This is a genomic window from Bacteroides sp. (assembly GCF_030151085.1).
Classification (GTDB): Bacteria; Bacteroidota; Bacteroidia; order Bacteroidales; family Bacteroidaceae; genus Bacteroides.
Genome location: NZ_JASLER010000069.1, coordinates 85,561 through 109,826, shown reverse-complemented (window position 1 = coordinate 109,826; position 24,266 = coordinate 85,561). Strand labels below are relative to the sequence as shown.

Here is a 24,266-nt window from a genome sequence, read left to right as displayed (position 1 = left end):
CAGACCGTTGATAGTAGTCATCAGTTCGTAGTCAACCCAGATACCACCCATGGTATAGTGGATAGCCGGATAGATCATCATCGGGTTTTCGTACGGGCTAACGTCGGTGATTTCTTCGTACATATCGAAGAGGTTACCATAGCGTTGTTCCACTACGTCCTTGCCCAGACGGTTGATAGCGTCGGAGAAGTCAAGGAATACGGCCAGACCGGTGTTGTTTACGCCGAAGCTTTTGTCGCAACGTTCTTTAGCTGCACGGCTGGCAACGTCACGCGGAACGAGGTTACCAAATGCCGGATAGCGGCGTTCCAAGTAATAGTCGCGGTCTTCTTCGGGAATATCTTTTCCTTGCAGAGTACCTTCTTGCAACTTCTTGGCATCTTCCAGTTTCTTAGGAACCCAGATACGACCGTCGTTACGCAGTGATTCAGACATCAAAGTCAGCTTAGACTGCTTGTCGCCGTGAACCGGGATACAAGTCGGGTGAATCTGTACGTATGCAGGGTTAGCAAACAAAGCACCCTTACGGTAGCAAGCGATAGCTGCTGTACAGTTACAAGACATTGCGTTGGTAGAGAGGAAGTATGCATTTCCGTAACCACCGGTAGCGATAACTACGGCGTGAGCGGCGAAACGTTCCAGTTTACCGGTAATTAAATTCTTAGCGATGATACCGCGGGCACGTCCGTCAACAATGACAACGTCCTGCATTTCGTAGCGAGTGTACAGTTTTACAGTACCTGCGTTCACTTGGCGGCTCAGTGCAGAGTAAGCACCCAGCAACAACTGCTGTCCGGTTTGACCGCGGGCATAGAACGTACGTGATACCTGTGCACCACCGAAAGAACGGTTGTCCAGCAAACCACCGTATTCGCGAGCGAAGGGAACACCTTGAGCAACGCATTGGTCGATGATGCTGTTTGATACTTCAGCCAAACGGTAAACGTTAGCTTCGCGGGCACGGTAGTCACCACCCTTTACTGTATCGTAGAACAAACGGTAAACAGAGTCACCGTCGTTTTGGTAATTCTTGGCAGCATTGATACCACCCTGTGCAGCGATGGAGTGTGCGCGACGGGGAGAATCTTGAATGCAGAAGTTGAATACTTTGAAACCCATTTCACCGAGAGAAGCGGCAGCACTGGCACCGGCAAGTCCGGTTCCTACTACGATGATGTCCAAACGGCGTTTGTTAGCGGGGTTTACTAATTTTTGGTGAGCCTTATAGTTGGTCCATTTCTCAGCCACCGGTCCTTCCGGTATTTTAGAATCTATCTTAATCATAATGCAATTTACAATTTAGTCATTTACAATTTACAATTTAGCAAGCGCCGCAAGCCAATGATTTAGCAAAGAATACGACAACTACCAGGGCGAAGCATATTACAACGATAGTAGCATAGATGTTGGAGATACATTTCCAACGGTTAATCCATACGGTGTTGTTCCAGCCCAAAGATTGCATAGAGCTCCAGAAACCGTGAGTTAAGTGGAACCACAATGCGCCTAGCCAAACGAGGTAAAGCACTACATAAACCGGATTAGCGAAAGTGTTCTGGATATGATAAACACCATCGGCTGCATAAGCCAAAACCATAGTGTCAGCATGCATGCCCATGTTGTGCATCAACTCGGGGAGCTGCATTTTAGACCAGAAGTTTACCAAGTGCAAACCTAAACCTACGATTACGATGAGTCCCAATACAAGCATGTTTTGAGAAGCCCATTCTACGGTTTTGGGTTTGTCTACTACAGCGTAACGCTCGTTACCGCGCGCTTTGCGGTTTTGCATAGTTAACCAGAAAGCATAGATGATATGAATGATAAACAAAGCGGCCAAACCTGCTGTTGCTACCAATGCATACCAGTTTGCTCCCAGGAACTCACAAACCAAGTTGTAACCATCGGCCGAAACCAATGCAACAAGGTTCATCGCCATGTGAAATGTCAGAAACAGGACAAGGGCGATACCGGTAACGCTCATCACCACTTTCCTTCCTACAGATGAATTACTTAACCACATAAATGATTGAATTTAAATTATTTAATAGTTAGAAAATTATATTCTTTAAGAGTTGTTACGCTAATTTCTCGCAAAAATAGATGAAATACCTTGATTAAACAAGGAATTAAAGAAATTATTCCGTAATTAGGAAAAGGGAAACTGGTGATTAACGTTTAGTGATTAGTGATTTATCACGTAATGTAATATGTAGTTACAAACAAATCACTAATCACTAATATCTTCTCCTTCTTCTTCTCCTTTTTCTTTGCAAATGATAGTGATTTTTTCGCCATTGGCGGCGCGTTTTCTCAAAGAACGAGGGGTGTCTCCAAAAGAGTCTTTGCAGAAGTGCGCAAAATGTGACAGTGAATCAAAGCCGTAACGGGCACTGATGACTGAGATCCGTTGTTTGGTAAATTGTAGATCGTTCAGGATGCCTTCCCGTTTCTTATCCAGAATCCATTCGTAAACCGGAACGTTATACATGTTTTTAAATAGGCGACGGAAGGTAGTAGTGGTATATCCGCCGAGATGGGCAAATTCTTCCACGTTTTTCACCTTGTCATAGTTCTGCATGACGAAGTAGTGGAAGCTTTCAGTATAAGTACTGATGGGGTAGAAGAAGGTGCTTATCTGGTGTAACGGATAATAGCTGGTGAGGATATATACCAATTCCTGGCATTTGATGTCAATGTATTTGCCGCATGCCGTAGGTTGTTCCTGAAGATATTCCGAAAGATCATCCAGCAGATTGCGCAGTTTGGGAATGGCAGTCAGTGGAGTAAAAGTCAAAGGGGCTTCCGAACGGTCGAGTATTTCCTTGAAACGCTCTTCGCATAACACAGGGAGTTCGGTAAACCAATATACAATATACTCTACATCGGTCAATGCTAAAAGTTCCATCTTGGAACCGATGGCTTGCAAAATGAACTGGCGGTTTTGCAGGGTGGTACCGGGATATTCTTCGCTATTCACTAGTAATTCGCCCCTTAACATGAAGATCATACAATTCTGAGTGCACTTGTCGGCAGAGAAATGCTGTCCCTTGGGAAACCGGTGGTGAACCAGTATTCCTTCTGATATTTTGGGGCATTGAGTGCAATCTATTTGCCTGGTGCAAAAAGTATTCATTGTGTTAATTTGATAGGCGTTTCATAATAAATGTGGCAACAAAGATAGAATTTTTTTATGAAAACTCTAACTATTTCGGTTATCTTTGCCGCAAATTAATACAAAGATTTTATGAAAAGGAATATTCTTTTTGTATATTTTGCCTTCTTTGTTGTATCTATGTTGTCTGCTCAGAATTGGGACATCAACACTTTGCATCAGATCAATAGTTGGGATGGCAAGTTTATACGCAATTATAACAAGTTCATTTCACAGTCGGAACCATATATTGCTATCGGTGTTCCGGTGGCGATGGCGGTAGCTGCCTGGGCGAAAAATGACAAGGAGTTGTTGAAGGATGCCATCTATGTGGGCACAAGTGTGGCCGGTACGTTCGTACTGACATACGGTATGAAGTATCTGTTTGACCGTGCACGTCCTTTTGAGACTTACCCCGACCGGGTGCACCCTTATAGTTATGAAAGCAGTCCGTCATTCCCTTCAGGCCATACGTCTACGGCTTTTGCCCTTGCCACTTCGCTATGTATAAAGTATCCTAAGTGGTATGTGATAGCTCCTTCAGCCTTGTGGGCTTGTTCGGTAGGTGTATCACGCATGAACGAAGGGGTTCATTATCCGTCGGATGTATTGGCGGGTGCAGTTATCGGTGCAGGATGTGCGGTGGCTAATATCTACATAAACCGATGGCTCAATAAGTGGCTGCTCGGAAATTGAATTAGGGACACTTGATAAACACTTGTGCTCAGTGCGATAGACACTGGTCTTTGACGTGATAAACACCAGTGTTTGATACGACAAACACCAGTGTCTGGCGGGACAAACACTGGTGTCTGATAAATGTGATATATATCTTATCGGATGATCGTACTGTAGATGTTCTTATTCAATACTTCTAAAGCCTGCTGCACACTCTTGTTTGTGCTATTTATCACCTGGAAGTATTCATTCATATCCCATAGGTCACGGGCAATCAGTGCTTTCAGCTGCGTTTTGATAAGAGGTAACGATTTGTTATACTGTTCTTCGTTGAATTCTATTTTCTCTTTCTCCGCCAAAGCACGGATGTCGGCAAGGAAGGCATCGTCTATTTCGAACTTCTCGTTGAAAGCTTCAAACTTCTTGTATTTGTTTTGTAATTCTTTCCGATGCTTCTCTATGTAGCCGGTAGTTGCTTTGATAACTACGCCTTTGGCTACAAGATTCCGATGGTAGTCCGTGTATTGAGTCGTATCTATCGGAACGAAGAAGTCGGGCATGATACCCCCACCTCCATATACGGTACGTCCTTGACGCTTTGTCTGTACTTTCAGCGAATCGGCGAAGTGGATACTATCTGCATGAATCATTTCTCCATGGTTGAAGCGGTTTACCAGGTCCAGGTTGTAATTATCCTGATTATCTTCTCCGTTAAGTTTGCCGTCCAGGTTGGCGGTGTTGTCATAAGGCTTTTGAATGCAACGTCCGGCGGGAGTATAATAGCGGGCGATGGTCAGGCGGATCATTGAGCCGTCCGGCAAGTCGATAGGGCGTTGTACCAATCCTTTGCCGAAGGTGCGGCGTCCTACTACGACACCTCTATCCCAGTCCTGAATGGCACCGGTTACAATCTCGCTGGCAGAAGCGGAATATTCGTCCACCAATACGATAAGACGCCCCTCTTTAAAGTTGCCGGTTCCTTTTGCAAAGAAGTCACTGCGGCGTTCGGCTCTGCCTTCGGTATAAACAATAAGTTCTTTCTGACCAAGGAACTCGTTGGCAAGGTCGATAGCGGCATTCAGATAACCTCCACCGTTGCCCTGCAAGTCAAGAATCAGGTCCTTCATTCCCTTCTTTTGAAGTTCTTTCAGGGCTTGGGTAAACTCTTGGGCAGTGGTCGCTCCAAAGCGGTTGATACGTATATATCCGATTTTGGGCTCTATCATGTACGAAGCATCTAAGCTGAGGATGGGTATCTTGTCACGCTTTACGGTGAAATAGATTGGCTCGTCTACGCCACGGCGGATAATGGTGAGCTTTACTTCTGAATTCTTAGGACCGCGCAGGCGGCTCATAATATCTTCCGTACTCATTTTCACTCCGGCAATCGCACTATCATTAACGGCAATTATGCGGTCGCCTGCCAGGATACCTACCTTTTCCGACGGACCGTTGCTGACGGGTTGTATCACCAGCAAAGTGTCTTCTATCATTTGGAATTGTACGCCAATACCTTCGAAGTTGCCTTGCAGAGGCTCGTTCATTTTCTTGACTTCTTCTGCATTGTTGTAGGTAGAGTGCGGGTCGAGTTGTGCCAACATCTTGATGATGGCTTCTTCAACCAATTTATCTTCGTCCACTTTGTCTACATACAGGTTGGCTATGGCAAACTCTGCCATTTGCAATTTGCGGATAGGTTCGTTGTTAATCTTTTGAGCATGTGCTGCCAAGGCACATAGACATATAATTAAGGCAAATATTTTCTTCATTATCTAATCACTAATCATTAAACACTAATCACTAAATGTCCATCCCTTTCGGAATGAACATGCTTATATCTTTTCCGAATTGCAGCAGCTCGCGAACGGTGGTTGAACTGATACAAGTCAGTTCCGGTTCGGTGAAGAGCAGGATCGTTTCAATTCCGGTCAGCTTACGGTTGATGTCCGCGATGGTTTCTTCGTATTCGAAATCTTTTACGGTACGGATTCCACGGATAATCAGATTGGCATCCACTTGCTTGGCAAAGTCGATAGTCAGGCAGTTGTATGACTGTACACAGATGCGTGGCTCGTTCCGGTAATAGTTACGTATCATCTCTTCGCGCTTCTCAACGGGGAAATACGTGTTCTTGTTTTCGTTGATGCCGATACCTATAATAATCTCGTCGATGAAGGTCAACGCACGGTTTACTACAGAAGCATGTCCGATGGTAAACGGGTCGAACGTTCCCGGAAAGATTGCTCTTCTCATGATGCTAGGTCTTCTTCTATAACCAAATTACTGATGATAAAGTTTTGTCGCTCCATGGTATTCTTACCCATGTAGAATTCAAGTAACTCTTTGACAAGGTCGGTCTTGCGCAGGGAAACCTGTTCGAGGCGCATGTCTTTGCCAATGAAATGTTGGAACTCGTCGGGCGAGATCTCTCCCAAACCTTTGAATCGGGTGATTTCCGGATTGGGACTCAACTCTTCGATGGACTTTAAACGTTCTTCGTCTGTGTAGCAGTAGTTGGTCTTTTTCTTGTTGCGCACACGGAACAGAGGCGTCTGTAGGATATATACATGTCCTTTCTTTATCAAGTCGGGGAAGAACTGGAGGAAGAATGTGATGATAAGTAGGCGGATGTGCATACCGTCCACATCGGCATCGGTCGCTACAATCACTTTATTGTAACGAAGTCCTTCTATGCCATCCTCGATATTCAAAGCGGCTTGAAGTAAGTTGAACTCTTCGTTTTCGTAAACTACCTTCTTGGTCAACCCGTAGGAATTAAGCGGCTTTCCACGCAAACTGAATACAGCCTGAGTATTGACATCACGGCTTTTGGTGATAGAACCGCTCGCAGAGTCTCCCTCGGTGATGAAGATACAGGATTCTGTTTCCTTGTCTTTGCCTTTGCCATCATTGAGGTGGTAACGGCAGTCACGCAGTTTGCGGTTATGCAGATTTGCTTTCTTGGCACGTTCGCGAGCCAGTTTCGTAACGCCGGCAATGGCTTTACGCTCTTTCTCGGAGTCTTGAATCTTTTGCAGCATCACTTCGGATACCAACGGATGCTTGTGCAGGAAGTTATCCACTTCCGTCTTGATAAAATCACCTACATATTTATTGACGCTGACGCCGCCGGGCTCCATAGAAGGCGAACCCAACTTGGTCTTAGTCTGCCCTTCAAACTGTGGTTCTTCCACATTGATGGCAATGGCGGCAACGATACCGTTACGTATGTCTGAGTATTCTTGATTCTTATTGTAGAACTCCTTGATAGTACGGGCAATATGCTCTTTCAGTGCACTTTGGTGTGTACCGCCTTGGGTGGTATGCTGGCCGTTGACGAAAGAATAATACTCTTCGCCGTATTGGGTGGTATGCGTAAAGGCAATTTCAATATCTTCTCCTTTCAGGTGGATGATGTCGTACAAACCTTCGGAGGTCATGTTGTCTTTCAGCAAGTCTTCCAATCCGTGACGGGAGAGGATGCGCTGTCCATTATAGATAATGGCAAGACCTGTGTTCAGATAGGTATAATTGCGTAGCAGAGTCTCTACGAAAGTATTCTGGAATGAGTAGTTCAGGAAGAGTGAAGCATCCGGTTCGAAGAAGATGAATGTGCCGCTTTCTTCGTCCGTGCTTACGGTGACGTCGCTTAGCAGATTACCTTTTTCAAAGATGGCGGTACGTACTTTCCCGTCGCGGTAGCTGCGTACTTCAAAACGACTGCTGAGGGCATTTACTGCTTTGATACCTACACCATTCAGTCCGACGCTTTTCTTAAAAGCTTTACTGTCGTACTTTCCACCGGTGTTAAGCTTGCTCACCGCTTCAATCAGTTTGCCTTGCGGAATACCACGTCCGTAGTCGCGTACGCTTACACGGAGGTTTTCTTCAATGTTCACTTCTATACGCTTGCCGGCACCCATTTTGAACTCATCAATACTGTTGTCCATTACTTCTTTCAACAATACATAGATACCGTCGTCGTTTTGTGCGCCGTCTCCCAGACGGCCGATGTACATGCCCGAGCGGACACGGATGTGCTCCATATCGTCAAGGTGACGAATGTTATCTTCCGTATATTCAACATTGCCTTCGGGCATCAGTCCGTTGATTTCTTCCATAAAACCTTTTTAGTAATCACTAATCACTATTTATTAATTTCTTTTGTGAACGCCCGTCGCCGTTTATGCTGTTTGGTTTCGAAGTATTCCCATTGGGCTTGTACTTTGCCATTCATCTCCAGTTCGGGGTTGCTTTCTGCAAATATAAAACCTAATTTCTGATAAACAGGAATTAAATCGGAAAATAACAAAGCATTAACACCTTTATTCTGATATTCAGGTTTCACGGCTATCAGCAGCAAGTCGAGCATCGGGGCACGTCGCTTCATGAATAAAGCTTTCAGTAGATAGTACCATCCCAAAGGAAGTAAGCGGCCGTGGGATTTTTGCAAAGCTACAGCTAGGGAAGGCATGGAAATGGCTGCGGCAATCAATTTGTCTTCCGCATCTGTTATGAGTGTCACCATACGTAGGTCGAGGATAGGCAGGTACATCTTTACATATTGGTCAATCTGTCGTTGCGATAGGGCGGAGTAACCATACAGTGGCTTGTATGCTTCGTTCATCAGTTCAAAGATGGCTTGCCCGTACTTGGCTTTCACTTCTTTGGCCGATTTGCACTTTACGATATTCAGGTTATATTTGCGCTGGATAAGGTCTGAGATACGTTTGTGCTTGTCGGGTACGGCATCCGGAATGAAGATTTGATATTCCACCCAGTCAGCATCCTTCTCGAAGCCCATACGTTCCATGTGCTGCGGATAATAGGGGTGGTTGTAAATCGTTGCCATGGTACTGAGCTGGTCGAATCCTTCGATAAGCATACCTTCAGCATCGAAATCGGTAAAGCCCAAAGGACCTTGTACATGAGTCATGCCTCTTTCTTTGCCCCAGTCTTCCACTGCTTTTATGAGAGCATCGGAGACTTCCGGGTCATCAATGAAATCGATCCAGCCGAAACGCACGTCTTTTTTATCCCAAGTCTGGTTGGCTTTATGATTGATAATGGCAGCTACACGTCCTACTATTTTGTCATCCTTGTACGCAAGGAAGTATTCGGCTTCGCAAAACTCGAATGCTGCATTTTTCTTTTTGTTGAAAGTGTTGAGCATGTCGTCGTACAGGTCAGGTACAGAATAGGGGTTGTTTTTGTATAACCTGTAATTAAAACGAATGAATTGTTTCAGTTCTCTTTTTGTAGAGACTTTTTTGATTGTAATTGCCATAGTTGTATGTCATTATGATGCGGCAAAGATACGTGATAATGTTTAAATTACCACATAGAGTATCTAAAAACTATTAAGACAAGTAGATTAATACACTCGTGTAGGCAATGTAGCAAAGTATCAATATACTACCTTCAACCCGTGTAATGGTGCGCTTCCCGAAGAATATTCCGAATAACCATAACAATATGCTCGAACCTACCAGTACTAATAAATCCAGATTACCGATGCCTGCGAAGTTCAGCGGAGTAATGGAAGCCGAGCAACCCAGCACGAAGAATATGTTAAAAAGATTACTGCCTATCACGTTGCCGATGGCTATTTCCGGATTCTTCTTTAAGGCGGCTACAATGGAAGTGGCAAGCTCGGGCAGTGATGTACCGCCTGCTACCAATGTCAGGCCAATGACTGACTCGCTCACACCCAGGCTGCGTGCTATTCCGGTGGCTCCGTCTACAAAGAAGCTTCCACCGGCAATGAGAGCACCCAGTCCGCCAACGATGAATAAGACGGATTTCCACATAGGGTGTTGCTTGATTTCTTCGGTTTCTTCTTCTTTCTCTTTCGGGTTGTGCGAAACAAGCGTGAAGGTATATCTCAGGAAGATGGCGAAGAAACAGAGTAATATCAATCCGTCGCTGACACTCAGAATATTCTGTTTATAGCCGTCCAGGAACACATCATTGGCACAAATCAGCAGGACAATAGAAGATAAGATACATAGGGGAATCTCTCTTTGCAAGGTATTGCGGGTGATGACTATCGGGGCGAAGAGTGCTGTGCAGCCCACAATCATCAAGGTATTGAAGATATTGCTTCCTACTACGTTTCCGATGGCAATATCCGCACTGCCTTTCAGTGCCGAAGACATGCTGACGGTAAATTCGGGCGCCGAAGTTCCGAAAGCTACGATGGTAAGACCGATAACGATAGACGGTATGCGGAAATGTTTGGCAACCGATGCTGCTCCATCTGTCAGCCCGTTAGCGCCTAAAAGAATGAGGAGCAATCCTCCGATAAGAAGTAGTATATCCATAGAAATCTTTAATTTTGGGAACAAATATAATGATAATAGTTGTTTGTTTTCTGCATTTTTGTCACTTTGCTCTGAATTTAGAATGTGAAGTCGAAAACATTCTGTAAGTTTGAGCATTTATTGATGTATATAATGAGATAAAGCTTATAGTATGAGAATTGTTCGCGTTTTCTGCCTTAGTCTGCTGTTAATGTCAACAGGCGGAGCATCGGCCCAGTTAGTAGATAAAGTTCTCGATATCTTTCAGGATAGTGTACGGAAGGCTTCTGTAGCAAAGAATGATACCGATTCAGTTCAGTTATCTGTTCTTAAAGATGAGTTGACGGCAGCGAAGCTGAATGAAGCTAATCTGCGGATGGAGATGGAGCAGTTGAAGCTGGAAAGCTATGCGGCGGATTCGGTGAAACTGGCTCAGCAGAAACTTCGGATAGATTCGCTTCGTAAAGTAACACCGGGAATACCGGTGGTAGTGGAAGGCGATACTTTGTTTTATCTGTATGCAAAGCGTGGCGGGCATACTCCGCAACAACGTGCCGATATGGATGCTGTAGCTATTACGGAACTAGGCAAACGGTTTAATTTGAAACCGGACTCACTGTATCTTGAGAGTAGTGATATTGTGACCGACCTGATGTACGGCAACAAAGTTATTGCCTCTTTTACTGATCAAGATGGGTTGTGGGAGAACTGTACCCGTGACCAGTTAGCAGCCAAAAACCGGCAGATCATAGTGGGCAAACTGAAAATAATGAAGGAACAGCATAGCTTGTGGCAACTTGGCAAGCGTATCCTATACTTCATACTTGTACTGGTAGGGCAATTCTTTCTTTTTAAATTGACTTACTGGTTGTTCAATAAACTTAAGCTGCGTATACAGAAACTGAAAGATACAAAACTCAAACCCATTTCTATTCAGGAGTATGAATTGCTTGATACGCAAAAGCAAGTGAACCTGCTCATATTCCTGGCAAAACTGGCGCGTTATATATTTATGTTCTTGCAGTTATTGCTGACGGTGCCATTGCTGTTCGCCATATTCCCGCAAACCAAGAATCTGGCTTATCAGTTGTTCTCTTATATATGGGATCCTGTAAAAATCATATTGCACGGGATTGTAGCTTACGTTCCCGACCTATTTACTATTTTCGTGATATGTATGGCAGTGAAGTACCTGATAAAACTGGTACGTTACCTTGCCAATGAGATACAATCGGAGCGACTGAAGATTAAAGGCTTCTATGCCGACTGGGCTTTGCCTACTTATCATATTATCCGCTTCCTGCTTTATGCATTTATGATTGCGATGATCTATCCTTATCTGCCCGGTTCCCAAACCGGTGTGTTCCAAGGGATATCAGTATTTGTAGGTTTGATTGTTTCACTTGGTTCCAGTACTGTTATCGGAAATATCATAGCGGGATTGGTTATCACTTATATGCGCCCCTTCAAGTTGGGCGACCGCATCAAATTGAACGATACTACCGGCAATGTGATTGAGAAGACGCCATTGGTTACGCGTATCCGTACACCTAAGAATGAGGTGATTACCATTCCTAATTCATTTATAATGTCTTCGCATACGGTAAACTTCAGCCAGTCGGCAAGGGAGTTCGGTTTGATTATCCATTCCGAAGTAACCATTGGTTACGATGCTCCTTGGCGGCAGGTACATCAACTGCTGATAGAGGCTGCTCTAAACACGCCGGGCGTTTCGGATGATCCCCGTCCATTTGTACTGGAAACATCGCTTAGCGACTGGTACCCGGTTTATCAGATAAATGCCTATATTAAAGATGCCGACCGCCTGGCACAGATCTACTCCGATCTACATCAGAATATTCAGGATCGCTTCAACGAAGCCGGTGTGGAGATTATGTCACCGCATTATATGGCTATGCGTGATGGGAACGAGACGACGATTCCGAAGGATGATCTGCGGGGAGAGAATAAGGGTAAAGAGTGATCGTATACCTTGAACTTCTGATATGTGATCCTAAAGCTTTGAACTGTACACTTCTATGTTTTGTTTACTGCATGTATATTTCCAGCGTGCTGGAAGTATATATGCAACACGCTGGATGTATACTTCCAGTCTGCTAGAACTATACATCCAGCGAACTGGATATTAGATACGTTGATTTTCTTATTTCGGATGAAGGAATTCATTGCATCCGGCTGTATCTTTTCTTTCTTACTTGGTGCGTGTCACTGTGTGTAATACATTTCCTTTTTTATCAATCATACGCAGTTCCAATGATTTTTTGTCTGCGGATACGATGGAGAAACCCGGTTCGGGACTGCAAAATACGGTTCCTTCAATGGGTTTTACTTTACGGGCAAGTGAACCGGCTGAGTTGGTGATGTAGTCGGTGTTATTGCCCGGTACACGTACATGCTGGAAGTTATGAATATGTCCGTTGATATACATATCCACTTTGTGTTTGCGCAAGATGGGGTCGAGACGGCTCTGCATATCCCGGCGCTCGCTTTCGTCTTTCGGGGTTTCGGCATAGATGGGGTGGTGTCCGGCAACGATCACCCAGTCTTCTTTGGTGGCGGTCAGGACGGAATCAATCCAAGTAAGTTGCTTCTTATAGTCTTGTTTGCAAACGTCGGGATAGGTGGCGCTGTCATTACGATACTTGTCAATAATAGGAGCGGTGTCTATCCAAACGATACGCAAGGTGACGCCTTTGTCTTCAAAAGACTTGGTGTAGTAGCGGGCGGGCATACTCCAGCGGCGGCTTATGTTTGTGTAATCCATTACGGCTTGCGTATTTCCACGGTATTCGTGATTGCCGAGTACGGGGAACCAGTCAATCATTAACTCAGGGTGGCTATAGATAAGTTCGTAGTTGGTCATCCAAAGCGGGTCGTTTACACTACGAACACCTTCAAAGTGATGTACGTCTCCGGTGGCAAGTACAAATTCAGGTCCTACTTCTTCGCCCATTGTTCCCATTAATTCGGCTATCGGTTTCTGGTCGTAGTAACCGTTACGGCCGAGGTCGTTGGCAACGTAGAAATTGAACTTCTTGTCGAAGATGGAATAGTCGGTGATTTGGGCAGTCGTCAGATTGCTGAGGACGGCAACGAAAAGAAGGAGGAATAGTTTTTTCATCATTGTTGTTTTAGTTATTAAGAGAATTTCTAAAAGTTAATCTTCACCCCTGCATTCACTTTTATTCCGTAGTACTCGGCTTGCATGGTGCGGTCTTTTGTACCTTGATAGTAACGTAACGGCTGGTTCAGCAAGTTGTTGGCTTCGGCATAAAAGGTGGTTTTGATTTTCTTTCCGAAGGTGTAGCTGGCGTTGGCATCCATATAGTTTACCTTATCATAGTAACGGTCGTAGAAGCTGCTTTGACCCATTTCGTCGATAAAGTCGGAAGCGAAGTTGTAGCTCAGACGCAGGTTCAAACCACCTTTTTCAAAATAGAGTGAAGCATTAGCGGTATGTTCAGGCGAGCCGGGCAGGCTGAGCCCTTTTTCGTCCTCACGGCCTTCGAAGTTGAAATCTTCTATGCGACTGTGTGTATAAGTATAGGTTCCGTAGAAACCGACGCATTTGAGTGCGGGGGCAATGAAACTGAAATCACGTTGAAAAGCAAGCTCCACTCCTATCAGGTTGGCATTTCCTGCATTCTTGGGCTGGGTAAACTTGGTGTATGTATTGCCTTGATACTCGTAGTTGGTACTTATCTGGTTCACGATGAAATCGTCAATCTTCTTGTAGAAAACACCTACGCTTACCAGACCGATGCTACGGAAGTAATAATCGGCACTCAGGTCGAAGTTGTAAGAGAGGGTTGGCTTCAGTTCGGGGTTTCCGATGGTAATTTCATTGTCCGAACGCTTGATGTTAACACTGGGTACAAGTGCCGAGTATTTAGGGCGGGACAAAGTCTGGGTAAACGATCCACGTACTTTGAGATCATCATTTACATTCCATTTGACAAGCAATGAAGGCAGGAAGTTAATATAATTGTTTGTCTGCCGTTCTGTTTTAGTGGTCATATCTTCATCGGCATCGTAGCTGCGACCGGTGTATGCCAGACTGGTGTTTTCAATGCGCAGTCCTGACATTAACTCTACGTTCTTGGTTAGGTTCTGGTCAAAACGGATGTAGCCTGAACTAACTGTTTCGCGGGCTTCGAAATTGCCTGCCAATTCTTCCTGTACTTGTTCTTTCTCGAAAAGTGAAGAGTTGTTCAGGTCCAGTGAACCTGTATATTCTTTACTGGCATATATCCCTGCTTGATACTTATTGCTGGGCATAAAGTTCTTGTTGGTTTGGTCTGCCGTATTCTTCAGGGTATTTACCATGAAGGCATCTTCGTCCAGCGGGCTGTATTGGTAGAAGTCCACTTCTTTGTCTTTTGTTTTGCGTACAATCTTTGTACCGAATTTCATTTTGTTTCCATTCTTGAAGGGCAGCTTGAAGTTGGCGGCGAATTTCAAGTCTTGTTCTTTGATGTTTTCTTGTTGTTCGGTCAATTCTTTCAGTCCGAAGTCATCGTTCAGGGTCATGGTGTAACCTTCTTTCGGACTGGCGTATGGCTGGCGTTCATCGCTCAGGTCGATGTTGAACTTCTGCTTTTTGAGCTGGAAGTCGATGTAGCGTTCGTTGGGACGCTCTTCGCTGGCTTTGGCATAGCTGGCGTGCCAATCCATGGAAAGTGCTCCGAAGAGATGTTCGCCACCTAAGGCAAAGTCCATGGTGCGCTGGCGTTCCAAGCGGGCATTGCGGTTGTCTGGTGTACCGGCTTTGGTTTGTACACGTACGGTGGCATTGCCGTCGGCATCCAGGTCTTTCAAAGTAGTACGGTAACGATTTTCCCAGTCGTTGCGGTTGTTGAAGATACCTTTGAAAGTAAGTTTGTGGTTGGCGTTAATATCCCAGTCCAGTGCGGCTGAATAGCTTTGGCGCTCACGAGTAACGTAGTATTGGCGAATCTGGTAGTCATTGACATACACTTTTCCTTTGTCATCTTGTTCCCACACAAACTCGGTGTCGTATGAACCCGAAGGGGAATTCTGATAAGAAGCCGAAACGATCAGACCTAGTTTATCGTTGAAGAAGCGGTCGCCGTAGGTCAAACCCAGATTCAGTTGCGCTTTCTCGCTGATCCAGTTGTAACCGGTTCCGGCGGTGGCGGCAAAGGTACGTTTATAGGGAGAGTTCTTCGTAATCAGGTTGATACTACCACCGATGGCATCGGCATCCATATCCGAAGTGACTACTTTGTTGACTTCGATAGTCTGGATCATATCGGCAGGAATCAAGTCGAGCTGCACATTTCGTGTGTCGCCTTCGGCAGAAGGGACGCGGTTACCGTTGATGGTAACGGAACTAAGATCGGCACTCGTTCCACGTACCTGACCGAAGCGCGCTTCGCCCTGGTCGTATTGTACGTTAATGCCGGAGATGCGCTTTAAGGCATCACCGATATTAGAGTCCGGGAACTTGCCAACTTGGTCGGCGGAAACGATGTTTGTAATTCCCAGGTTATTCTTTTGCGAGTTGATGGCCCGGCGTTGACCTTGGAAAGCACCGCCTACTACCACCTCTTGCAGTTCTACGCCTTCGCTCATAACTACATCCTTCTCTAAAGTGTGTCCGGCGGGGATGGTGATGTTCAGTTCTATAGGCGAGTATCCCACGTAGCTCACCTTTACTGTATAAGTTCCCGGGTCAAGGTTGGAGAATGTGTAGAAGCCGTTGACGTCGCTCGTCACACCAGTGTGTAGTTTTTCGATGTAGATAGAAGCTCCCGGGAGTGTTTGTTTGGTGGCGTCGATGACGCGACCGCGTATGGTTCCTTGTTTAACGACATTTGCTTTTTCGTCCGCCATGATGTTGTTGCCGGCGGTGGTGAAAAGAAGCAATAATAAGAATGCTCTCAAAATCTGTTTCATACTTGTTAGGATGTGTTAATAATCTGGCGCAAAAGTAGAGAGTTGTCGTTACGTGTATTTTACGGTGAGTTGAAGAATGGGTAACAATTGTGCTACAATTCGGTTACGAATCCAATAGGATTGCATTATGCATTTTTGTCCTTTGTTATTGTAACCATTCAGGCATAATTACGTCTCATAATAAACTGTGCCTGTAATCTTGAATAAACGTGATATATCAATTTAAAAAGTTAAGTAATATGGGACTATTTTCTAAGATCTTCGAGAAAAAGGAGGGGCAACCGGTGGTGGTTGCCGAGAGTGAAATCAATAAGCTTCAGGAAGTGAAGAGGAGTGAAACCGTCGAAGAAACGGAATCTATCACTAAAGATAATAATGTGGTCAAAATACAGTATGGCACGCAAATGCCTATTGATATTATTTATGCATTTATCGAACGCGATTATGAGAATGAAGGCTACCAAGATGCCATGTGCAATCCGGATGATTCTTATAAGGAATCCAAGAAGACAATGATTAAACATGGATTGAAGAGACTCTTCGAGCAAGTGGGACTTCGGTATAAGAGCGATCTTCGTAACATTGAAGTTCAAATCACGATTATGGAGCAGCAAGGCATGGCTAATACTGCATCTACTCTACAAGCACGCAAAGATACCCTGCTGGAGCATCTTTCCATTATGGGTGAGATGGAAGTTGCCCTTGATAATGAAGAGCAGAAGATGATGAGTATGATAAAATCCTATGAGCGTGGTTTCTTGAAGGGGCTTGCTGCTAAGTCCGACTTATTGTTACGTAACGGAAATATCTAATAGCTATGGGAATATTATCTAAAATAGGATGTTTCATTATCGGGTGGAATCCCGATATACTGAAAGAATGTGGCGAATCCAGTTACAGGGCTTTGCGCAGGTATATGTCTGCCATTATAATTTTGATGATTATATGGGGAACTATCGGATATTGCTTTGCCGAGAGGTATATTGAGGTGGAAAGTGTTTTCGGTAAAATCATGGTCTCCTTTGGTTTTATGCTTATCATTCTTTGTGTGGAGCGTTTCATTATTCTGCACATTGGAAGGTTGGGGGCAACGGGCTTCTTTCGATTTGTGTTGGCCGTTTTGATGGCTGTCCTCGGCTCCACTGTGTTCGATCAGATTATCTTCAACAATGATGTGACGGTGAAGATGAAAGAGATTCGCACCGAACAGATTAATAAGGAGATACCCCGGCGCATCTCCTATCTGGATACTGACATCCGTAGGGTGACCCACTTGATAGATTCTATCGGGCAGGAAAATATTGCGCTTTATGAGAAACTGTCAAAGAATCCGGTGATAACTACCACTGATGTAAGTACCACGACTAAGCAGGTCGGTACTTCCAATGAAGGCAAACCCATCGAAGAAAAGATAACAAACATCAATAAGCGGAGTGTCGAGAATCCTATAAACGGACAAGTAAAGTCCAACGAACTGGCTTTGAAGAACTATCAGGAACAACTCAATAGCTATCAGGAGAAGAAGATTTCTGTAGCCGATGATGTCCGCAAAGAGTACGAGATGGCGCATGTGGGATTCTTGGAAGAGTTACAGGCACTCTTCTCGATTCTGTTCGAAAATCCCATTGCTTTTGGATTCTATATGTTCTTGTTTATGTTCCTGATGTTTCTCGAATTGCTTGTTGTGACCAGCAAGGGTGGCGATACGCGTTGCGATTATGAGTTGATTGTGGAGCATCAACTGAATATCAAGAAACGTACATTGTCGGAGACGGAAAAGCGGTTGCTGAATAATTAGTAAGGTTCGTTATTTGCAACATATCAGTACCTTCTTTTCATCCGCCAAGGTGGTAGCGAACAGATAGGTGTCACCACCTTCTGCCAACTTTAACCGTTTGCGCAACTCGGCCACAGTAGAGGGGAAGTTGCGTACGGTAAGGTTTGCTTTCTTCTCTGCTCCCAGCATCTCTTTTACTTCTTTCTTGTTGAAACTACAGCTGCCGGCTATCTGGAATTTCCGTCCGGGGAAGTCGGCAATGTATTCATCGGAAGTATAGAGGTGGCTGTTAGGGTGCAGTTTTTCTACCTTATATATAGAAGAAAGGCTGCGGAAAGCACCGGCTTTAAGGATGGAGGCGTTCGGTTCGTAAAGATAGGCTTTTAATACGGGGGTATAGGTGCATGCGCAATCTTTTTCTTGTTGCCGTGTAAAGGTGAGGGATTGTTGCCCTTGCGAGTGGGTGAGGTTGATGCAATGAATGGGAATGTTTTCTGTAGAAATACATGTATCTTGTCCTAATACGAGTAGCAATTCCTTGCATTCATTGTTTACCGAAATGATATGTGCCTCTTGTACATGTTTCAAATCATTCACGGCCAGGGTGAGGTCGAGCATGGGAGATAGTTTTATCAAGACATGCTTTGCTTTTTGGAGCAGGAGTTCTTCTAAAGCGTAAACATCCGGTTCGCAATCACTGATGGCTACGGTCTTCCCTCCATGTCCATCCCTGCGGGCGGGGTCGATGAATATCCAGTCTACGGGTTGCATTTTCTGTAGATGCAGTACACTGTCTTCATGGTAAACGGAGATATGTTGTAACCCTAAAAGTGGAAAGTTATGTGTCGCTATTTCGCAAAGGGCTTCCTGACGCTCTACGTATGTGGCTTGCTGAAAGCAGGAAGAAAGAAAGGCACAGTCTATGCCGAAACCTCCGGTAAGGTCGGTGAAATTGTGGTGACTTCCTGCTTTGGTTATGATTTCGGCTTTGTATCGTGCCGTTATCTCCGAAGAGCATTGCTCCAAAGAGAGGTGAACCGGGTATAAAAGTTCTTCTTTGGCTGCCCACGAGGGAACTTTCTCCTTAGCAACTTGCCAGCCTGCTATTTGTGTGATGGCTGCGGGCATATCCACTGTCGGATATTTGCGTGCTTGCAAAGCAAGATTACGTACGTCATCTTGGCGATGCTCACGGATAAAAAGAAGGGTGTCTTCGTTCAGAGTCATAGGAGATTAATCTAAAGCTGGTTGATTGTGTTGCAACTTGAAGAAATGTTTTTGGCGTTCGATTTCGTTGCGCAACTCTTCTTCGGTTGGCATGTAGAGCATGTATTTAGAAGCATTGAGTTGTGCATTATCGTGAAGAACAGAGTACCGTGCAATGTCATCATCTGTTTCACTTTGTCAAGTTCGAGTAAGAACTTCTGTAGGTTGGCAATGATGGCACTTTCTAGATTGGAATCGGAGAAGTCACTATTGGGAGATAGCCCAATGAACTCTGCGACTGTAGGATTCTTTATAAATTCCAACTTATCTTGTTGATAAGAAGAGGTGAGCGCTTTCATCTCAGCTTCTACTTTATCCTTCTTCTGAGAGAGCAGTAAGCACTCGTAATACTGAGAACCTATATTTCGGTCGAGCGTGCGGTAGCTCCACATTTGTTCTTGGGCTTCTTTTAAGTACCAATTGCGAGCTTCTTGATTGGAAACTTGCATTAGTCTTTTATAATGCGACCATGACAATATTCGCCACGGTGTAGCGAATATTTCAGGAAATGTGAGATAAAACTGTCTGTAGTAGTATAATGAGCCGGTTGAAAACCCTTTACCAAACTCTTTGGTCAACTCTTTTGATAATTCCTTAAGCAATTGCGTTCCATAATCGGCACGTTCTTTCCCTTGTTGTTCCTCTTCTACAATTCGTTTTCCCATTTGCCAATAAACCTCCACCATAGCAGAGTTGATTGCTGCATAAGCTTTCTCACGAGCTTGAGTAATGAGTAGTTTTATCTCTTGAATGAATAGCCTATCTTCCATAGGATTTACACGATTATTGTCAGTCATTGATTACAAGCATTTTTGAAGGACTCTACAAAGGTATTAAAAAAGAATCTTTTTCTGTAATCAGACCGATATAAATCCATCTCCATTTCTAAGGGATTACTTGATATCTTTCCTTTGCCGTCTGCCTGTTATAGCGGTTGAAGTGCCACCATTCGCTGGGTAGTGCTCTGAATCCGGCATCTTTCATGACCCGGCGTAGTAACAGGCGGTTTGCGTGTTCCTGTTCAGTGATTTTTCCGCTCTTTACTAATTGGGCTTCTTCTGTGATATGAGCTTCCTTTCCTAAATAGTCTACCGGGGTTCCCATGGATAGAGGTGAGCCTTGTTCATCTAGGATGCTAATGTCTACTGCTAACCCATAGTTGTGCAAACCACCACCACGAGCAGGATTGGAAACGTAGATTTGTTTCGAAGTCCCTTTCACCACATCCCACATCTTTTGTTGTACGGACATAGGGCGTGCGGCATCATATACGATGAGGCTGTAATCCGGATGTAGCTCTTTCAGAAGGTATTGTGCTTTAGATAAGCTTTCCATAGCATCGGGATGTAGATAGGCTTCGTGAAGATCTTCATAAAGAACTTCTCCCGTGAAATTGTCTGCACGCGTATACATTAATTCTATGACGATGCTGCTATCAGCTTCGGCAATATTGATAAAGCCCAAAGAATCCAGATAGAGGGCTGTCTTGCTCTTCGTTGAAATGGGGTTGGAGGTGCTAACAGAAGGTGTATTTTCCTCATCGTTCCGATCAATTTTCTCAATCTGAATCTTCGTCAGGCTATCTTTTCCTGATTCAGATCGGGAAGAAGATTGTTGCCGACAACCACTCAAGATAAACAGAACGTAAATGAATAGAATCCATTTCATGATTACAGAACATTTTCGGCAGTTAGCATGGATTGCATGAAGGCAATACTCATTTGTACTTCTCCTTGCATCAGATATTTGTCACTCTGTCGGCAGAGGGTTTCATAAATTTCTTTGGCTTTCGCTTTATCATCCTCTTTATAGAGTGCAAGGGCACAGAGCAGGACTTGTTTGCCGGACATCACCTTCTTATACTGGTTGATGTATGCTTTTATATCTTCTGTATATAATATATTCACTTGTTCGGTATATCCTTTCATTAATGCAATCAAAAGTAACTCGCAACTAACTTCTTTGACGAACAGGCCTATTAATTCATCTTTATGTTGCATGCAATCGTTAAAGAGAATATATGCTTTGTTCATGTCACCCATATCTTCATACCTTGAAGCTGTCATTAAGCGGATGGAAACTTGCAAAGCATCCTTGTAGTTCGTGTTTTCTTCTTCCTGAAACCATTCGGCAGGCATGTCTTTCAGTCTGACACCTTCTTGAAGCAAAGCGTTTACCTGCAATTGAGTCATTAAAGCTTGCTTGCTTTCAGTATTCTTGAGGAGTAGGCGCATGTTGTCCGCATCATTTCCTATGCCTCCTATTTTTAGGGGTATGCCGTTCATTAAAGCAAGAAAGTAACCTGCAAGGCTAAATATCACGAGGAAAGTTACTACATAAGAAGGCATTCCGCTGATACAGAAAATGGGAATCAATGCAATAGTAGCACTAAGAAAATTGAAAAGTACTCCGCCCATATTATACCATGCAGTGGGAATTTCATTCAAAGGCTTATGAGGCGGAGCAAGCAGGCATTGACCTCCTGTACCCGCAATACTGAAACGTTTGAAAAGGAATTTGCCGTCTTTCCGTATCAATGTAAGGTTGCCGATACGGAAGGAAACAAAGGTGTAGCCCGTTGCCAGTCCGCACACCAAATGTCCGCCTTCGTGCAAGATAATCTGTAAAAAGAGTGCAATAAAGAAAGATGCAAAAGACGTCAGTATAATGCCAAGCATGGTGAGAATATCAATAGAAACAGTCTTTTTAAGAATTTCGGGGAATGAAGCATCTGAGAATAGAGTGATTCCTGCTATTACTCCTGCAAATCCAAGACTAAATCCTATCATTATACCTAAAATGAGTTTTATTAATCGCTTCATTTCATTTGCTTTTATTGTTCGGGGCAAAGATAATATAAACCGAATATAAAAAAAACAAGTGAGAAGTATTAAACACAAAGCTAACCTCAGAACTTTTATAAACGAAAAACATCTGTCATGCTATCACGATATGAGGTGTATTTGGTTGAATATAAATATATTAAAGCGTGATAGATAGGTGTGATAGATCAATTTTTTCACAACCATCTATCACGGATGCACCCCCCCAAGACAAGAAGCGGACTGTATTTGTGTTTTATTCCTTTAATATTGAGTTATCTTATTAGTTCTAAGCATGAAACTTTTAGTTTTAATGGTAAAAACCAAAAGTTTCAGCAATCAAAACCAAAAGTTTTAACAGCATAAACTAAAAGTTTCAATAATCTAAACCTTTAGTTCCAATGAATAAAACTCCCGGTTTCAACAAACAAAACTAATAGTTCCAATAAATGGGAAGGAACACAAATTACACGAATTACACAAATAAATAGCTGCGCCGTGTGTAATAGCATACACGGAAAGGCAATATCTGTGTAATTTGCGTAACTTGTGTTCCTTTCAGAATTAATTCATAGCGGGAAAGAAAGGAATAAAGCCTCACCCCAAAGTTATAAGTATGGTATAATCGTAATGTAAATACCCGTAATAATAGCCGAGGTGATTACTCCCGATATATTAGCACCCAAAGCATCCCCTAGAATGAAAGAGTTCGGATTGTCCTTGCTCACAATCTTCTGTGCCACCTTCGCTGTAGTAGGTACGCAACTTACTGCCGCAATACCGATCACTGGGTTGTAATTACCTTTTTTGATGAAATACATAATATACCCCCCGAGTATACCACCGATACCTGAGAATAACAATGCAGTCATACCCAATAACAACAATTTCAGAATCTTAGGATCGAGCAATAGATGTGCATCACAAAGTACACCCAGCAACAGGCCGAGCATAAATGTAGAACCATATAATAGCGGTCCACTAACGAAATCATAGATATGTTTCATGCCCGATTCGCGAACAGCTACACCTAGGAACAATGAGAAGAATAACGGCGAAGCCACTGGGAACAGAAAACATAATACGGCACATAAGATAGCTGAAAAAGCTAATTTTACTTTTGCATCGTAATTCTTTGGTGCTTTCTTGGTTGTCATCTTGATGGCACGCAGGCGTTTAGGAACCATCAACTTTACCAAATAAGGATAACCGCCATACGTTAATCCCAAATACAGATAAGCCACCACCGTGATAGGTACAAACAAGTGTTTTGCCAAAGCCAGTGAAGTGAAAAGCACCATTGGACCATCGGCACCACCTACCATTGCAACAGAAGCACTTTCTTTTAGAGTTAGTCCTAAGGCGGCAGCAATAGGAACAGTTACAAAAGTTCCCAGTTCGGCACACAATGCCAGGAAGATACTGGCGAATGGTTTTTGTAGTAAGAAACCCACATCAAGCAGCGTGCCGATGCCCATAAACACAAAACATGCAATCAGTCCGTTACTAAAGGTCAACGTATAGACCGGTTGCAGGAAGTCTATCTGCATGGTCGTCATTAGGGCATCAGTATCTTCGAGCATTGGATCCAGGAAGAGGTTACCTAGTGTGCCGTCGGGCATTAAAAGTGTACCACAGTTGATAGCGACCATACCAAGCCCCATGGGAATCATTACCATAGGTTCGAGGACCCCTTTCCATCCCAAATACACCAGCAACAGTCCTAAAGCAACCAAAAACATACGGGCCGAAGCGAGTAACCAGCCACTCTCCATCATCGTTCCGAATCCTTGGAACAAACTCGCGAAATCTATATTTTCCATACTATTTCTTCTTATTTATTTTCTTGTTTGCCCTTCTTCTCAGAGCGTTCTTTGTTTTGGTTCCTCTTTACTTCTTCCGCATTATTCAGGAACATGGTGCGTATATCTTCAGGATAGTAGTGGTCTATCAGAGTTTTCTTGGATGCTCCGATACTTACTCCATGGTAATAGCCGCGTGTGTTGTCAGATTCCCGATCAATGCCTCGGCTGTAGTCTCCGCGCTGTTCGTTGGCATAGTCTTCATACCCTTGAGGGTCTTCTCCCATCAGCACTGCCACCTTTTGGCGTAGTTTTTTCAAGCGTCGCAAGCGTAGTAGTTCTTTCTGGTGTGAGCTGTAAAAGTCGAGCGAATCGGCAGCTATGGCAATCAGTTTGATAACAAATGCCACGAAGAAGCCGATTGCGAAGGTAAGTCCCATCATTTCGAGTGTGGACAGTAATAAATTACCCATAGTAATAGCTTTAAAATGATTGTAATAAACGATAAACGAGTCAAAGACTTGC

General features: G+C 44.0%; 19 protein-coding genes and 1 pseudogene. 4 read left to right on the top strand and 16 right to left on the bottom strand.

Features of this window, described 5'->3' with window-relative positions; genetic code table 11:
• The 3 genes from sdhA to Q1W14_RS14160 all read right to left on the bottom strand — a co-directional run.
• Nucleotides 1-1,284: succinate dehydrogenase (quinone) flavoprotein subunit (sdhA, locus tag Q1W14_RS14170; protein ID WP_300702464.1), on the bottom strand; the 1,284-nt coding region annotated here is incomplete at its 3' end.
• 37 nt (nt 1,285-1,321) lie between these two features.
• Complete coding sequence (locus Q1W14_RS14165; RefSeq protein ID WP_300702463.1) at nt 1,322-2,023, bottom strand: succinate dehydrogenase/fumarate reductase cytochrome b subunit; 702 nt, start codon at nt 2,021-2,023, stop codon at nt 1,322-1,324.
• A gap of 207 nt (nt 2,024-2,230) precedes the next feature.
• Complete coding sequence (locus tag Q1W14_RS14160; RefSeq protein WP_300702462.1) at nt 2,231-3,136, bottom strand: AraC family transcriptional regulator; 906 nt, start codon at nt 3,134-3,136, stop codon at nt 2,231-2,233.
• Between the two features lie 111 nt (nt 3,137-3,247).
• On the opposite strand from Q1W14_RS14160, the gene Q1W14_RS14155 reads away from it, so the two are divergent.
• Nucleotides 3,248-3,850: a phosphatase PAP2 family protein gene (locus Q1W14_RS14155; protein WP_300702460.1), complete on the top strand. Its 603-nt coding sequence runs from the start codon at nt 3,248-3,250 to the stop codon at nt 3,848-3,850.
• A 137-nt stretch (nt 3,851-3,987) separates the two neighbouring features.
• Here the strand turns inward: Q1W14_RS14155 and Q1W14_RS14150 are convergent, their stop codons facing one another.
• From Q1W14_RS14150 to Q1W14_RS14130, 5 genes are all read right to left on the bottom strand, one after another.
• Nucleotides 3,988-5,601, bottom strand: a complete 1,614-nt coding sequence (locus Q1W14_RS14150; RefSeq protein WP_300702458.1) for a S41 family peptidase — start codon at nt 5,599-5,601, stop codon at nt 3,988-3,990.
• A 31-nt stretch (nt 5,602-5,632) separates the two neighbouring features.
• A complete protein-coding gene (gene coaD / locus Q1W14_RS14145) occupies nt 5,633-6,085 on the bottom strand; it encodes a pantetheine-phosphate adenylyltransferase (protein ID WP_300702455.1) in 453 nt (150 codons plus the stop codon).
• Entirely contained in the window at nt 6,082-7,953 is a 1,872-nt protein-coding gene (locus Q1W14_RS14140; RefSeq protein ID WP_300702453.1) for a DNA topoisomerase IV subunit B, read from the bottom strand. Before Q1W14_RS14140 ends, coaD begins: the two co-directional genes overlap by 4 nt.
• A 26-nt stretch (nt 7,954-7,979) precedes the next feature.
• Nucleotides 7,980-9,119, bottom strand: a complete 1,140-nt coding sequence (locus tag Q1W14_RS14135) for an N-acetyltransferase (protein ID WP_300702451.1) — start codon at nt 9,117-9,119, stop codon at nt 7,980-7,982.
• 73 nt (nt 9,120-9,192) lie between these two features.
• A complete protein-coding gene (locus tag Q1W14_RS14130; RefSeq protein ID WP_300702449.1) occupies nt 9,193-10,155 on the bottom strand; it encodes a calcium/sodium antiporter in 963 nt (320 codons plus the stop codon).
• Between the two features lie 151 nt (nt 10,156-10,306).
• On the opposite strand from Q1W14_RS14130, the gene Q1W14_RS14125 reads away from it, so the two are divergent.
• A complete protein-coding gene (locus tag Q1W14_RS14125; RefSeq protein WP_300702447.1) occupies nt 10,307-12,118 on the top strand; it encodes a mechanosensitive ion channel family protein in 1,812 nt (603 codons plus the stop codon).
• Between the two features lie 228 nt (nt 12,119-12,346).
• On the opposite strand, the gene Q1W14_RS14120 is transcribed toward Q1W14_RS14125, so the two are convergent.
• Together Q1W14_RS14120 and Q1W14_RS14115 are read right to left on the bottom strand one after the other, a co-directional pair.
• Nucleotides 12,347-13,276, bottom strand: a complete 930-nt coding sequence (locus Q1W14_RS14120; RefSeq protein WP_300702472.1) for a metallophosphoesterase — start codon at nt 13,274-13,276, stop codon at nt 12,347-12,349.
• Nucleotides 13,277-13,305: 29 nt separating this feature from the next.
• Nucleotides 13,306-16,074: a TonB-dependent receptor gene (locus Q1W14_RS14115; RefSeq protein ID WP_300702445.1), complete on the bottom strand. Its 2,769-nt coding sequence runs from the start codon at nt 16,072-16,074 to the stop codon at nt 13,306-13,308.
• 239 nt (nt 16,075-16,313) lie between these two features.
• Between Q1W14_RS14115 and Q1W14_RS14110 the strand changes: the two genes are divergently transcribed.
• Nucleotides 16,314-16,886, top strand: coding sequence for a hypothetical protein (locus Q1W14_RS14110; RefSeq protein ID WP_300702443.1), 573 nt, complete (start codon nt 16,314-16,316; stop codon nt 16,884-16,886).
• A 5-nt stretch (nt 16,887-16,891) separates the two neighbouring features.
• On the top strand, nt 16,892-17,872 hold the full coding sequence (locus Q1W14_RS14105) for a DUF4407 domain-containing protein (RefSeq protein WP_300702441.1): 981 nt from the start codon (nt 16,892-16,894) through the stop codon (nt 17,870-17,872).
• A 9-nt stretch (nt 17,873-17,881) separates the two neighbouring features.
• Here the strand turns inward: Q1W14_RS14105 and Q1W14_RS14100 are convergent, their stop codons facing one another.
• From Q1W14_RS14100 to Q1W14_RS14075, 6 genes and pseudogenes are all read right to left on the bottom strand, one after another.
• A complete protein-coding gene (locus tag Q1W14_RS14100; RefSeq protein WP_300702439.1) occupies nt 17,882-19,078 on the bottom strand; it encodes an SAM-dependent methyltransferase in 1,197 nt (398 codons plus the stop codon).
• A 6-nt stretch (nt 19,079-19,084) separates the two neighbouring features.
• Nucleotides 19,085-19,887: pseudogene (locus Q1W14_RS14095) on the bottom strand (DUF1016 N-terminal domain-containing protein).
• 115 nt (nt 19,888-20,002) lie between these two features.
• Nucleotides 20,003-20,785 carry a M15 family metallopeptidase gene (locus Q1W14_RS14090; protein ID WP_300702437.1) on the bottom strand — a complete coding sequence of 261 codons (783 nt, stop codon included), beginning with the start codon at nt 20,783-20,785 and terminating at the stop codon, nt 20,003-20,005.
• A gap of 2 nt (nt 20,786-20,787) precedes the next feature.
• A complete protein-coding gene (locus tag Q1W14_RS14085; protein WP_300702435.1) occupies nt 20,788-21,939 on the bottom strand; it encodes a site-2 protease family protein in 1,152 nt (383 codons plus the stop codon).
• A 608-nt stretch (nt 21,940-22,547) separates the two neighbouring features.
• Entirely contained in the window at nt 22,548-23,762 is a 1,215-nt protein-coding gene (locus Q1W14_RS14080) for a sodium ion-translocating decarboxylase subunit beta (RefSeq protein WP_300702433.1), read from the bottom strand.
• Nucleotides 23,763-23,773: 11 nt separating this feature from the next.
• Nucleotides 23,774-24,214, bottom strand: a complete 441-nt coding sequence (locus tag Q1W14_RS14075) for a LapA family protein (protein ID WP_300702431.1) — start codon at nt 24,212-24,214, stop codon at nt 23,774-23,776.
• Nucleotides 24,215-24,266 lie beyond the last annotated feature (52 nt).

What these genes read in the sequence shown, in the direction of transcription:
- Q1W14_RS14165 (WP_300702463.1), bottom strand. Translation starts at nt 2,023, where the DNA reads ATGTGGTTAAGTAATTCATCTGTAGGAAGGAAAGTGGTGATGAGCGTT.
- Q1W14_RS14160 (WP_300702462.1), bottom strand. Translation starts at nt 3,136, where the DNA reads ATGAATACTTTTTGCACCAGGCAAATAGATTGCACTCAATGCCCCAAA.
- Q1W14_RS14155 (WP_300702460.1), top strand. Translation starts at nt 3,248, where the DNA reads ATGAAAAGGAATATTCTTTTTGTATATTTTGCCTTCTTTGTTGTATCT.
- Q1W14_RS14150 (WP_300702458.1), bottom strand. Translation starts at nt 5,601, where the DNA reads ATGAAGAAAATATTTGCCTTAATTATATGTCTATGTGCCTTGGCAGCA.
- coaD (WP_300702455.1), bottom strand. Translation starts at nt 6,085, where the DNA reads ATGAGAAGAGCAATCTTTCCGGGAACGTTCGACCCGTTTACCATCGGA.
- Q1W14_RS14140 (WP_300702453.1), bottom strand. Translation starts at nt 7,953, where the DNA reads ATGGAAGAAATCAACGGACTGATGCCCGAAGGCAATGTTGAATATACG.
- Q1W14_RS14135 (WP_300702451.1), bottom strand. Translation starts at nt 9,119, where the DNA reads ATGGCAATTACAATCAAAAAAGTCTCTACAAAAAGAGAACTGAAACAA.
- Q1W14_RS14130 (WP_300702449.1), bottom strand. Translation starts at nt 10,155, where the DNA reads ATGGATATACTACTTCTTATCGGAGGATTGCTCCTCATTCTTTTAGGC.
- Q1W14_RS14125 (WP_300702447.1), top strand. Translation starts at nt 10,307, where the DNA reads ATGAGAATTGTTCGCGTTTTCTGCCTTAGTCTGCTGTTAATGTCAACA.
- Q1W14_RS14120 (WP_300702472.1), bottom strand. Translation starts at nt 13,276, where the DNA reads ATGAAAAAACTATTCCTCCTTCTTTTCGTTGCCGTCCTCAGCAATCTG.
- Q1W14_RS14115 (WP_300702445.1), bottom strand. Translation starts at nt 16,074, where the DNA reads ATGAAACAGATTTTGAGAGCATTCTTATTATTGCTTCTTTTCACCACC.
- Q1W14_RS14110 (WP_300702443.1), top strand. Translation starts at nt 16,314, where the DNA reads ATGGGACTATTTTCTAAGATCTTCGAGAAAAAGGAGGGGCAACCGGTG.
- Q1W14_RS14105 (WP_300702441.1), top strand. Translation starts at nt 16,892, where the DNA reads ATGGGAATATTATCTAAAATAGGATGTTTCATTATCGGGTGGAATCCC.
- Q1W14_RS14100 (WP_300702439.1), bottom strand. Translation starts at nt 19,078, where the DNA reads ATGACTCTGAACGAAGACACCCTTCTTTTTATCCGTGAGCATCGCCAA.
- Q1W14_RS14090 (WP_300702437.1), bottom strand. Translation starts at nt 20,785, where the DNA reads ATGAAATGGATTCTATTCATTTACGTTCTGTTTATCTTGAGTGGTTGT.
- Q1W14_RS14085 (WP_300702435.1), bottom strand. Translation starts at nt 21,939, where the DNA reads ATGAAGCGATTAATAAAACTCATTTTAGGTATAATGATAGGATTTAGT.
- Q1W14_RS14080 (WP_300702433.1), bottom strand. Translation starts at nt 23,762, where the DNA reads ATGGAAAATATAGATTTCGCGAGTTTGTTCCAAGGATTCGGAACGATG.
- Q1W14_RS14075 (WP_300702431.1), bottom strand. Translation starts at nt 24,214, where the DNA reads ATGGGTAATTTATTACTGTCCACACTCGAAATGATGGGACTTACCTTC.